Origin of the sequence: Bradyrhizobium sp. 195, from assembly GCF_023101665.1 — a bacterium.
Lineage (GTDB): Bacteria > Pseudomonadota > Alphaproteobacteria > Rhizobiales > Xanthobacteraceae > Bradyrhizobium.
In genome coordinates this window covers 7225915-7237760 of sequence record NZ_CP082161.1, presented here as the reverse complement: position 1 = coordinate 7237760, position 11846 = coordinate 7225915, and the positions used below count along the sequence as shown (strand labels likewise).

Genomic DNA, 11846 nt, shown 5'->3' with positions numbered 1-11846 from the left:
GATGGACGGGCCGACGGGCGGATGTGATAGTGGTCTTCGTTCGGAAAAATCGGCTCGCGCCAATGAGCGCGGCCATGCAAGCCGACATCGTCGTCGGCTATGCGAAAGGATGCGGCGGTCAGCAATGCGCTGGCGGCGGCAACGAATATGCATTCTAGCCGTGTCGAGGCACGGCAGGCAAGCTGCGGGTGCGCCGATTGCCTAACGCGGCCTGAACGGATGCGCCTTCTGGTGCCAGGCCCAGGCGGTGCGGATGACCGTAGGCAGGTCGGAGTGACGCGGCACGAAGTTCAGCACCTTCCGTGCCGCGGAGGGATCGGCGACCAGATAAGTGGGATCGCCCGCGCGGCGCGGCTTGACGGTGTGGGGCACCTCGCGCCCGGTCTCCTGCCTGATGGCGTTGAGGATCTCGCGCACGGAAAAACCCGAACCGGTGCCGAGATTGAAGCTGCCGCCGGCATGCCCGTCTTCGAGAAGCTTCAGTGCCGCGACATGCGCCGCTGCAAGGTCGGTGACGTGGATGTAGTCGCGGATCGCGGTTCCATCGGGCGTGTCGTAGTCGTCGCCGAACACCGCGAAGTCGACATGGCCCTGCAGCGCCATCATGGCGCGGGGAATCAGGTGGGTTTCGTTGTCGCGCAGCTCGCCAATGCCGCCTGAGGGATCGGCGCCGCTGGCGTTGAAATAACGCAGGCAGAACGCGCCGAAGCCATAGGCTGAGCGGTAATCAGCAAGCATCCGCTCGATCATCCATTTCGATGCGCCGTACGGGTTGATCGGTGCGCAGGGAAAGTCTTCCGGCAGCTCCTTGGAGTCGGCGTTGCCGTAGACGGCGCCGGTCGAGGAGAACACGATGCGATGGCAGCCGGCGTTGCGCATCGCCTGGAACAGCGACAGCGTTCCCTGCACATTGTTGACGTAATATTTCTGCGGATCGGTCATGGATTCGCCGACGAGGCTCGCCGCCGCGAAATGCATCACCGCCGTGATCTTGTGGTCGGCGAAGGCGCGGGCCAGCGCCGTGCCGTCGAGCAGATCGCCGGTCACCAGGGGGCCGGTCACGAAGCTGCGATGGCCTGTCGAGAGATTGTCATAAACGATGGGCTGATAGCCGGCAGCGGTCAATGCGCGGCAGGCATGCGAGCCAATATAGCCCGCGCCCCCTGTGACGAGGACGGTCGGTCGGTCGGTCATGTCGTCTTCTGCTCTTCTCTTAGCGGAGGGGTCGGTTGCGGCCGAAGAGAAGATAGAGCGCGCGGGGGTTGGTGGTCAAATAGCGCCAGAACAGGCGGCGTGGCTCGAGCCAGGTGCGCCAGACCCATTCGAGCCCCATCTTCTGCATCCATTGCGGCGCGCGCGCGCGGCTGCCGGACAAGAAATTGAACAGGCCGCCGGATGTCTTGATAACGCCTACATTGGTGAGATGCGGCGTGAATTCCTCAACGAATGCCTGCTCGTTGGGCACGCCGAGCGCGACCCACAGATAATCAGGCGCAAGCGCGTTGATCTCCTCGATCTTCGCACGTAGCGCGTCGCCTCGCAGATAGCCGTGGCTGTGCCCGACGATCTTGAGATTCGGATACATCTTCTGGACGTTCTCGACCGCCACGATGTTCTCGGCCTCGCTGGCGCCGAACATGTAGAAGGTGCGGCCGACCGCTTCCGCCTTGCGCGCGACGACGTGGAACAAATCCGTGGTCGCGACGCGCTCGGGCAGCGGAAACCAGGATTGCAGCTTCGAGGCCGCCACCAGCGGCTGGCCGTCGGCGTTGATCAGGTCGGCAGCGCGGAACAGGCGCTCGGTCTGCGGCTCGGTCGAGCAGCGCGCCAGGACCTCGCCATTGGCCGAGGTCAGGAACAGGGGACGGCCGATGCGATGATTTGGATCGGTCGCCTCGATCATGAAATCGGCGGTGGCTTCCAGGTCGAGCGCGGCCATGCGAAGCCCGCCGACGGTAATTCGCGGCACGTCGGCAGTCGCTGCCCGTCCGTCGAGGTTGACGCGGCGCTCAAGCATATTGTCTGCCTCGCTGGCGCGTTTCAATTGCAGGGGTGAGTTCGTCGAGCACGACGCCGACGAGCTTGCGCTCGGCGCGGCCGAGCGCGGTCAGGATCTCTTCCAGGCTGTCGTTGATGTCGAGGCTGGTCGGCAGCACCGCCACCAGCGCGTCGGTGTCGTCGAGCAGCTTGCGGCCGGCGGCCGAGAGCGGCATCGCAGGGCCGTCGAGGATCACGAGGTCATAGCCGCCGGCGGCGCGCGCCTGCGCAATCGCCTTGCGGATCGCGTCGGCAGCCTTGCCGGCATCGCCCTCGCTGGCCGGCAGCACCGAAATGCCGTTGACCGTCTTGATCTCGCGTGCGGCCTTGCTGCCGATCGAGAGCCAGCCGAGCCTGCTCGGCTCGCTCTTGCCGGGGCGGCTGACCCTGTTCGAGAGCGGGTGGAGCTGATGGTCGGCGTCGATCATCAGCACGCGGACGCCATCGCGCGCAGCCGCGAGTGCGAAATTCAGCGCGCTCACGCTGCGCCCGGTCTCGCCGCCGCCGACGAGCGCGATGACGGGCATCGCCTTGCCGCCGGCACGCCGGGCCACGGCGATGCGCATGTCGCGCCAGGCATTGAGCAGCCTCGTCAGGGGAAAGCCGGGCCGCAATGTCGGCCAGCCCAGCCGGGTGAGGTCGACGCCGCTGCCGGTGGCGAGTATGGCGCCGAGCGTATGAATGACGTCGGCCTCCTGGAGGCGCGCGATCAGCGGCTTTTCCATCAGGGGCTTTTCGACCATCGCGGGCTGAAGCGAAGGCGCGGCAAGTTCGGGCAGGGCCGGCGCCGCTTCCGGAACTTGCGAGACCTGCTGGGGTCGTGGAGCTTCCGAGGCCTGCAGGAGCTCGGGAGTGCGCGCTTTCTCCGGCATCGGCTTGCGCTCGCGGCGGGCTGGCGCGGGTGCCGGTGCGGCTGCGCCGGCAAACAGGAGTTCGGCCGCGACGAACCAGCCCGACGCTGCGAGCGCACCGAAGATGAAGCCGATCATGGCGAACATGCTCATCGCCGGCGGGAACGAGCGCCGCTGCGGCACGGTCGCCTCACCGATGACGCGAGCCGCCGAGGTGTTGAGCGTCTCCTGCTCCTCGGTCTCGCGCGAGCGCTTCAGGAAGGATTGATAGACGTCGCGGCTGGCGTCGGCCTCGCGCTCGAGCTCGCGCAGGCGTACGGCGGCCTGGCTGAGCTGCACGCTCTGCCGCTTCTGCGCTTCCAGCGCCCGGTTGAGCGAGGCTTCGAAGTCGCGGGCGCGCGTCAGATCGTTCTTGGCGGACTGCGCGAAGCGGTCGATCTCTTCGTTGATGGTGCGCTTGAGATCCTCGACCTGCTTTTCGGTCTGGCGCAGCGCCGGATGGCGCGGCCCGAGCTCGCCGGCCTGCTCCGCATACTTCTTGCGCGCATCGGCATATTGCGCGCGCAGGTTCGCGATGGTCGGCGATTGCAGCGCTTCCGAATTCGCGCCGGCATCGGCCGCCGTGCGGCGGCTGGCCTCGATCTGATCGAGCCGCGCCTGCGCGTCCATCGTCGCCGCGCGGGCCGCGGAAAGCCGCTGGTTGCTGGCGGAGAGCTGCTGGTCGCTGATCAGCGCGTCCTGGGTGCCGACAAAATTGTTCTGGGCCTTGTAGGTGGCGAGCGCGGTCTCGGCGCTGCGCAGCCGCTCGCGCAGCTCCTTGAGGCGGCCGGAGAGATCGTTGGTGGCGCGCCGTGCGGCCGAAGCCTGCGAGCTGCGGGATTCGGCGAGATAGGCGCTGGTCAGGGTGTTGGCGAGCATCGCCGCCTTCGCCGGATCGGTCGACCAGACTTCGATGTCGACGATGAAGCTCTTCTCGGTTTTGCGGATCGTAATGTGCCGGTTCAGCGCCTCGAGCGCCGCAAGCTGGACTTCCTTGTTGTCAGCAGCGGAGGGCGCGCGGGGCTGCAGGCCGATCAGGCCGAGCAGCGACGACATCAGGCTCCTGCCGTCGCCGCCGCCGAATTCCGGGTCCTTGTCGAGACCAGCCTGCTGGATCACCTTGAGCAGGACGCTGTTGGAGGTGATCAGGCGCGCCTGGCTCTCCACCACCATGGACATGCCGGAGACATCCTGCGCGCGCGGCGTAAGCTCACGATCGACGAGCTGAAGTTCGCGCGGATCGACATAGAGCTGGGCGGTGGCGGTGTAGCGGGGCGTCAGGCTCTTGCCGATGGTGACGGCAAGCGTTGCGCCGAGCAGCGCGGCCGCGGCAATCGCGATCTTGCGCCGCCAGAGCAGATTGGCGAGCTCGAGAACGTTGAAGCCGGCCTCAGTCTTCTGTTGTGGGGGCTCGGGTCTCGCCCGATCGATCGGCTGGTTATAGTCAAGCATGATCCCCAGCTTTCATTCCAATTGCCGTAGGCCGAGGGGCTACTCTTCGCTCGCCATGCCCCCGGGATGTAGGGGCCCAATCAACGCAACAGGGAAAATTAACCATACTCATTGTGGGACTATTCACCGAAATGGCAAACAAAGCGTTTAAGCGCATGCCAATCCGCGCTGCGTCCGCGTGACGCCGGCTATGCGGCGGCTCGCCGGAGATTAACGGTTCGTTACCGCGCACGGCTCGGCTGCGGGTCTCCGCATGTCCTGTGATGAGCCGCGAGCGCGCCATGATGGTCAGCTTTTCCGCAGGATGACGTGATAGTCGCCGCGGCGAACGTCGGTGCCGCGCGACAGCATGGTATTCAGGAGGGCGGCGCCGGCGTCCACGAGAGCTGCGAACAGCGGCTTGCGCCGACGCATCTCGGGATAGCGCGGGCTCTCGACCTCACGGCGGTAGATCATCTCGAGGCCGTTGGCGGCAGCGAATGCCTCGAGCCGGGGCAGCGTCACCAGCGGATGAAAGAAGGTCGGGAATGGCGGCTCGCCAGGCAGACCGGCGTCCTTGATGCCGCGGACGTGCCGATAGAACCAGACGTGAAACCAGTGCGGCGAGTATTTGGTGACGACGCCGGACAGCGAGCGCGGATTGGGCGCCCCGATCAGGATCATGCCGCCGCGCTTGAGCGCATCGCGGAAATTCAAGAGCGCAGCATCGACATGGGGCAGATGCTCGATCACGTTGTAGCAGATCACGAGATCGAAGGTCTCGCGGGTAAAACGGTAGGCTTGGACGTCGCCGAGGATCGCCTCGTCCGCGTAGGTGTTGTTGCGGACCTGGTCCTCGTCGATATCGACGACGGTGACCTTGCTGCGGTCAAGCATTTCCGGTGGCAGGACGCTGCATGAACCGCCGCCGGCTTCGTAGATGGCGAGTTGGCCTTTCGGCAGTTCGCGGCGCAGCACGTCGTGAACGGCGAGCAGGCTGTCGCGGGCTTCGCCGGGGACGAGATCGTGGAGCGCCTGGGTATATGCCGTGACCGCGGGGATATGGATCGCCGTGGCTGTCGCAAAATCGATCGTGGCTGGCTTGTTCATGTTTTTTGACCGCGCTTGTTCTATTCAAATTTACAGGAAAAATCTCGCAGGCCCGAAGAGCAAATCTGATGCCGCGTCGTCTCACCGGTCGCAGTGCTTACGGTCGGGTTAATCCGCATACGCATTAACTACGGCATTGTTCATGTTGGGTCGTCGTCGGCGCATGGACCGCGAATTGCAGTATCACGCGCGCATGATTTCGCGGGAGAAACGAGCGAAAGCGGTTAAACGCGTGGTATTGCCTTGGGACGAGCGGGAGATCGGCGGGCGAGGTGGGCTTGCGCTTTCGACCGGCCGTCCGTTTTGGGACGGATCTGCCCCGCGGCGATGTGCCGTCGCGGGACGCGGGATTAAAGCAGGGCTTTTTCAACATATCTCGGACATCTAGAACGTCATGACCTTGATCCCGACAGACCTGTCCACCATGCGTATCTCGGATGCCGTGCGCGATCCCAACCGGGAGATCGTGGCGAGCTCTGGGGTCATCGACCTCTCAGTCGGCATCGTCGTCTGCATCCCCTGCTTCCGTCGTCCGCAGCACCTGCGGCTGACGCTGGACTCGCTGGTGAACCAGCGTACCCCACGTTCCTTTGCCGTCGTCATGGTCGAGAACGATGCCGCGCAGCGCGAAAGCGCGCCGGTTGCTGCGGAGTTTCTGGCTGCCGGCAGGCTGCAGGGCGTCTGCCTCGTCGAGACGCGTCAGGGCAATTGCCAGGCGATCAATGCTGCGTTCGAGACGGCGCAGGCGCTATTTCCCGCCGCGACCCGCTTCCTGATGATCGACGACGACGAGATCGCGTCACCCGACTGGCTCGAGCTGATGGTTCGCACCGCGGAGGCGACCGGCGCCGACGTGGTCGGCGGGCCGGTGTTGCCGGTGTTCGAAGACGACAGCAAACCCTGGCTGTCGCGCCATCCCGCCTTCTGTCCCGCCTACGACTATTCCGGCGCGGTGCCGCTGATCTATGGCTGCGGCAATTGCCTTATTACGCGCGCGGCCTTCGAGCGGTTCGAGCGTCCCGCCTTCGACCTGCGTTTCAATTTCCTCGGCGGCGGCGATTGCGACTTCTTCGTGCGGTGCCGCGATGCCGGCATGATATTCCATTGGACGGCGGAAGCGGTCATCACCGAAACCGTGCCGCAGAGCCGCACCAGTCTCGGCTGGATCGCAAAGCGTGGCCTGCGCATCGGCGCGATCAATTATCGTGTGCAATACAAGGCCGCTCAAAGCGCAAGCGCGCGCGCATGGGTGTTCGCTCAGATGCTCGGACGGCTGCCGCTGTCGCTGGTCCGGTCCGCTCGCATGCTGGCGACGTCGAAAGCCGTCGTCGCCATGCATCCGGCGCTGGTGGCGCTCGGCTCCATGCTTGCGGCGTTCGGCTTCGCGCCGAAGCCCTATGAGGCCTCCAAAATCGTGTCGTGACGGTTAGATGCCGAAGCGGGCGAGGGCGGTCCTTGCCGCGGCGCGCGGCAACGCCTTGAGCGAGCGCCGGCCGACCATTCCGAGATAGCCTAGGGCTTGGCGATATCGCCCGAATCGGACGGCCTGCATCGCCGCATAGGTGATGAGATGAAGTTCGGCGGCAAGGCGCAGCCCGGACGCGGTGCCTACGGGCAATCTCGCCAGGATCAAACCGTCGTCGAACACCCGCGCGATGGCCGGGAAGAAGTCCTTCGGTGTCCGGACCGCGGCGTTCATGGTGTTGGCTGTGTGCAGGCGATAATCGAGCAGCAGCTTTGGCGCGAATTCGAACTCGCCGATCGCAGCGAGACGGCACCAGCAATGCCAGTCCTCGCAATATCTGAGCGACGTATCGAAGCCGCCGATGGCGCGGAACGCCTCCGCGCGCGCGAGAGCGATACCGCCATTGACGATGAAATTGCCGGCCGCAAGCCGCGTCAGCACGTCGCCGGATGGCTTGCGACGTCTCTTCAACAGGTCGCGCCGCCCGATCTGGCGTCCCTCGCTGTCGATCGTATTGTAGTCGCCGTAGACGACAACGGCGCGAGGCGCGCCGCGTGCTGCCGCGAGCAGCGCAGCCACCGCGCCGGGGCGAAGGCGGTCGTCGGCATCGAGGAAGAGCAGCCATTCGCCGCTTGCATGACGTGCGCCGAGATTGCGCGCAGCCGACACGCCGGCGGAATCATTCGTCATCAGGCGCAGTCGCGGGTCGCGAATGGCACGGACGATCGCGATGGTGTTGTCAGTGGAACCATCGTCCACGACGATCACTTCGCCGATCTCACCCTGCGCCAGTGCGCTGGCGAGAGTTTCGCCGATATAGGCCGCAACGTTCTTGGCGGGGATGATGACGGACACCGACGTGGTCGGACTCGACGTCAGCGGCTGGCGCACCGCCGGAACGATGCGTGTCGTAGCCGGCAAATCGAGAACGTGTTCGGCAGTGATCTGAGCCACGGCTCGCCTTTAAGAGTCTGTTAACCAGGACGCGGCTGCTGAATGAACGATGCGATCATTCGCAGCCTTGGCTGTTTGCAAATGATACTCGGATTGCGGCCCGATCGTTGCCGCGAAGGCGTGTGTCGGCGTGGTTTCGTCAATTAGCGTTAAGCCACTGGCATTAAGCCTGTGGCAGATTTGGAGGAGAGCGACAGCCGGTCCCATGCGAGAATGCGCATCCGGCTGCCGCGGATGGACCCAGTGCCCGCAAAGACATTCGAACACGACCCCGATGCGATGATCCTCAACCTCTTTTATGAGGACAAGGACGACCGCTGGTTTCCCGGCGACCGGCATCTGCGGCGCATGGCTCGCCGCCTGCTGCTCGGCGAACCGCGCATGAGCGGCCAGCTTCGCGTGTTCCTCAATCTCTGTGCCGGGCTCGATCGGCTCGGTATCCGCTACCGGGTCAACGATTACGGCTACATCGCGCAGCATCCCGACGAGCTCGCCTGCATCATCGGCCGCACCTTCCTGCTCGACAAGTTCGCGTGGAAGAACCCGATCCTGCTCGGCGTCGCCGCCCACAATCATCCGCTCGACGATCCTGATCTGTTCAAGCGTCTCCCCGTGAAGAAGGTCGTGGTGCCCGGCCCGTGGTACGTCGACATGTACCGGCCGTACTGGCCCGAGACTGAGGCATGGCCGGTCGGCATCGACACCGACCTCTGGGCACCGACACGCGGCTCGCAGAAGACAGTCGACGTGCTGATCTACGACAAGGTCCACTGGGACCGCGAGCGCTATGCGTCGGAGCTGATCGAACTTGTCCGCGCCCGTCTGCGACAAGAGGGGCGCTCGTTCACGGAGCTGCGCTACGGCAGCTACAAGGAGGAAGACTATCAGGCCGCGCTGGCGAACTCGCGCGCGATGATCTTCCTCTGCCAGAACGAAAGCCAGGGCATCGCCTATCAGCAGGCTCTGTCTTGCGGCGTGCCTGTTTTCGCCTGGGATCCGGGCGGGCCGTGGCGAGACCCCGACTACTATCCGCACCGCGTGCAGTTCGCGCCGGTGTCCTCGGTGCCGTATTGGGACGAGCGCTGCGGGGCCAGGTTCGTCGACCTCGCGGGGTTCGAGGCGGGCTGGGAGAACTTCTGGGCCGGCTGTGCCGCGGGCATGTTCGATCCGCGCGGTTTTATCCTGGACAGTCTCACGCTCGAGCAACGGGCCCTGCAATATTACGAGATTGCGCGGAGCATCGTGCGGCAGCCGGCGGCGCAGACGTCCGCCACGCCTATTGACGGACGCTCAGCAGGGTTGAGCCAGGACCTGGAGCTTCACCGGCGCCACCAAATGTCTTGAGCCATGGATCGCAGCATGGACCGCAGCGCCGCCGACATCACTGAGCTCGAGGCCCGATCGTTGGGCCGTGTCCTGCGCGATGGCCTGGCGCAGCTCAATGCCGTGCAGGCTGCGCGTTGTCTCGTCGCCATCGCGTCACTGCTGCTGGTGCTGGTGACGCTCGATCCCTTCCCGGACCTGAGCAATCCCGATGTCACCAATGTCGTCGGCGGGCGAATGGCGCTGGCCTATGTGTCCTGGGGACTCTTGGCTGCGGTCGCGGTGATGTTCGTCGCCGCGACGGATGGGCCGGCGCTGAAGAGCCTGGTGACGCCGCTTCATCTCTGTCTTGTGGGCTGGCTGCTGATCAACATTGTCCTTTCCGAGAGCCGCGGTGTGTCGATCCAGCGGTTCGTGCTTCTCGCAAGCGTGACGTCGCTCGCCGTCCTGCTGCCATTGCTGCCGCCGACGCAACGCAGCTTCAATTTGTGCCTGGGTGCCACCGCGTTGGTGCTGCTTGCGCTCTGCTATCTCGGCGTCTTCCTCGCGCCGCAATATTCGATCCACACCGCGCTCGATATTGCCGAGCCGCAGCTCGCCGGCGACTGGCGTGGCAGTTTTGGCCATAAGAACGTCGCCTCACCCGTGATGACGATCCTGGTCTATGTCGGCATCTATCTGTCCGCCGTGGGCTCGTTCGTGATGGGACCGGCGATCGCGGCGCTCGCCGGCATCTTCCTGATCTTCACCGGCGGCAAGACGTCGTCGGTGCTGTGCCTTGCGATCTACGTGCTCGCATCGCTGGTCTATGTCACGCCAGGCCTGTGGCTAAAGCGGATCATCTGCTTCGTACCGCTGATCGTGATGAACCTGCTGACGGTCGGCAGTGTCTCGAGCCCCGCGCTCGGGGCCATGACGCGGCTGCTTCCGCTCGATCCCACCTTCACGGGCCGTTCCGCCATCTGGGAGTTCGCGCTCGCGGCCCTCGCCGAAAAGCCGATCATCGGTCACGGCTATGCGGCTTTCTGGGACGACGTCACGGCACGGCAGACCGCCCAGGGCGCTGAATGGGCGACGTCGGCGGCGCACAGCCACAACAGCTATCTCGATCTCGCGGTCACCATCGGCCTGCCGGGGCTGCTGCTCGTGATCCCAGTCTTCGTGCTTGCGCCGCTCGGCAATTTCCAGTCAGCCCAGGCTCACAGCCGCAGTGGCGCGCTGGCAAAGCTGTTCCTGACTGTGTGGCTGTTCGGCCTGTATTACGGAGCGACCGAGACGTTCCTGCTCGAACGGCAGAATCCGATCTGGTTCATGTTCGCTCTGGCCGTGGCCGGCCTGCACTTCCTGGCGAGGTTCCAATGCGTCGCGGAGACGGAACCGGCGCAATGAGAGCTTTGGCATCTGTCAGCAGTGGCAATAGCTTAACGATAAGCCGGTCTGCGACAAAACATGATCTATCCGGAAACACTCAGGAATCGTATGCCCCGCCGATGTCGTTCGTCGGCGTCGAGCAACCAGATGGTCTTGTGTCCAGCACGCCGGGAATCGCGATCGATTTCGTGCGTGACTGGGGCCAGGCCGCAGCGCGCTTGAATGCCGGGCATCGCACCGCTTTCCAGCATGGCTGCTGGCTGGGAGCCTGGTACCAGGCGTTCGATGACGTCGCGCCGTTGATTGCCGTGATCTCCGATGCCGCCACCGGTAAGGACATCGCGATGGTGCCGATGATCAGCCATATCAGGCGCGGCATCCGCATCGCCGAATTCGCCGATCTCGGCGTCTCCGACAACAACGCGCCGATCCTGGCCCGCGATGCCGCGTCGGATGCGGTGGCGACGAATGCGATCGGCAAGGCGCTGGTCGAGGCGTTGCGCGCCTTGCCCGACGGCTTCGATCTGCTGCGCCTAAGGAAGATGCCGGTCGAGGTCAGCGGCAAGCCGAACCCGCTGGTGTCGATGGGGCGGATCGGATCCTCCTCGCTCAACGGCAATCTCGTGCTAATGGGCGACGACTATCGAGCGTATCAGGCTTCGATCAAGCGCATGCAGATGCCGCGCTGCTGGCGCGTCTTCAGCCGTCATGCCGGCGCGCGGTTCGAGATCGCCAAGGATGTCGCGCGCGCGCATGAACTGATGGACGTGATGGACGTCCAGCAGCAGGCGCGCATGCAAAAGCTCGGCTCGCCCTTCGTCCTCAACGACAAGAGCCATGCGCGATTCTATCGCGAGGTGGTCCGCCAAGGCATTGCGGAGGGCTATGCCGTTGTCTCGGCGCTGGTGTGCGACGAGGGTATCGTCGCCACCGCGCTCGGCGTCAGGCACGGTGCGACCTATTACCTTCTGCGCATCAGCCATGGCGGCGATTCATGGTCGAGCTGCTCGCCGGGGCTGCTCGTCGCCGAGCGCACCCTGGCGGCGCTGCATGCAGAGGGCGTGCGCCGTTTCGACCTCAGCATCGGCAACCAAGATTACAAGCGGCGCTTCGGCGCCGCGCGGGTGCCGCTGACCGATGTCAGCGTCGCGCTGTCCTGGCGCGGTCTGCCCTACGCATGGCGCGACCACGCCGCGCAAGGACTGCGCCGCCACCCCAGGCTCGCTGCCCTCGCGGCGCGGGCCATGGGCAAGGGGACACGCTGA

General features: G+C 65.0%; 9 protein-coding genes. 4 read left to right on the top strand and 5 right to left on the bottom strand.

All coding sequences use genetic code 11. The features are described from left to right. Nucleotides 1-201: 201 nt before the first annotated feature. The 4 genes from galE to IVB26_RS33770 all read right to left on the bottom strand — a co-directional run bounded on the left by galE (nt 202) and on the right by IVB26_RS33770 (nt 5468). Nucleotides 202-1194, bottom strand: a complete 993-nt coding sequence (gene galE, locus IVB26_RS33785) for a UDP-glucose 4-epimerase GalE (protein ID WP_247969292.1) — start codon at nt 1192-1194, stop codon at nt 202-204. A 19-nt stretch (nt 1195-1213) separates the two neighbouring features. After that, nucleotides 1214-2017, bottom strand: a complete 804-nt coding sequence (locus IVB26_RS33780) for a WecB/TagA/CpsF family glycosyltransferase (RefSeq protein ID WP_247969291.1) — start codon at nt 2015-2017, stop codon at nt 1214-1216. Next, a complete protein-coding gene (locus IVB26_RS33775; RefSeq protein ID WP_247969290.1) occupies nt 2010-4379 on the bottom strand; it encodes an exopolysaccharide transport family protein in 2370 nt (789 codons plus the stop codon). The genes IVB26_RS33780 and IVB26_RS33775 overlap by 8 nt, the downstream gene beginning before the upstream one ends. 288 nt (nt 4380-4667) lie before the next feature. Next, complete coding sequence (locus IVB26_RS33770) at nt 4668-5468, bottom strand: class I SAM-dependent methyltransferase (protein ID WP_247969289.1); 801 nt, start codon at nt 5466-5468, stop codon at nt 4668-4670. A 394-nt stretch (nt 5469-5862) separates the two neighbouring features. On the opposite strand from IVB26_RS33770, the gene IVB26_RS33765 reads away from it, so the two are divergent. Further along, a complete protein-coding gene (locus IVB26_RS33765; RefSeq protein ID WP_247969288.1) occupies nt 5863-6891 on the top strand; it encodes a glycosyltransferase family 2 protein in 1029 nt (342 codons plus the stop codon). A 3-nt stretch (nt 6892-6894) separates the two neighbouring features. Here the strand turns inward: IVB26_RS33765 and IVB26_RS33760 are convergent, their stop codons facing one another. Beyond that, nucleotides 6895-7887 (bottom strand): glycosyltransferase, encoded by a 993-nt coding sequence (locus IVB26_RS33760; protein ID WP_247969287.1) that lies wholly within the window; start codon nt 7885-7887, stop codon nt 6895-6897. A gap of 243 nt (nt 7888-8130) precedes the next feature. Here IVB26_RS33760 and IVB26_RS33755 point away from each other — a divergent pair, with 243 nt between their 5' ends. From IVB26_RS33755 to IVB26_RS33745, 3 genes are all read left to right on the top strand, one after another. Beyond that, complete coding sequence (locus IVB26_RS33755; RefSeq protein ID WP_247969286.1) at nt 8131-9231, top strand: glycosyltransferase; 1101 nt, start codon at nt 8131-8133, stop codon at nt 9229-9231. A gap of 15 nt (nt 9232-9246) precedes the next feature. Then, on the top strand, nt 9247-10599 hold the full coding sequence (locus IVB26_RS33750; RefSeq protein WP_247969285.1) for an O-antigen ligase family protein: 1353 nt from the start codon (nt 9247-9249) through the stop codon (nt 10597-10599). Nucleotides 10600-10700: 101 nt separating this feature from the next. After that, nucleotides 10701-11846: a GNAT family N-acetyltransferase gene (locus IVB26_RS33745; RefSeq protein WP_247969284.1), complete on the top strand. Its 1146-nt coding sequence runs from the start codon at nt 10701-10703 to the stop codon at nt 11844-11846.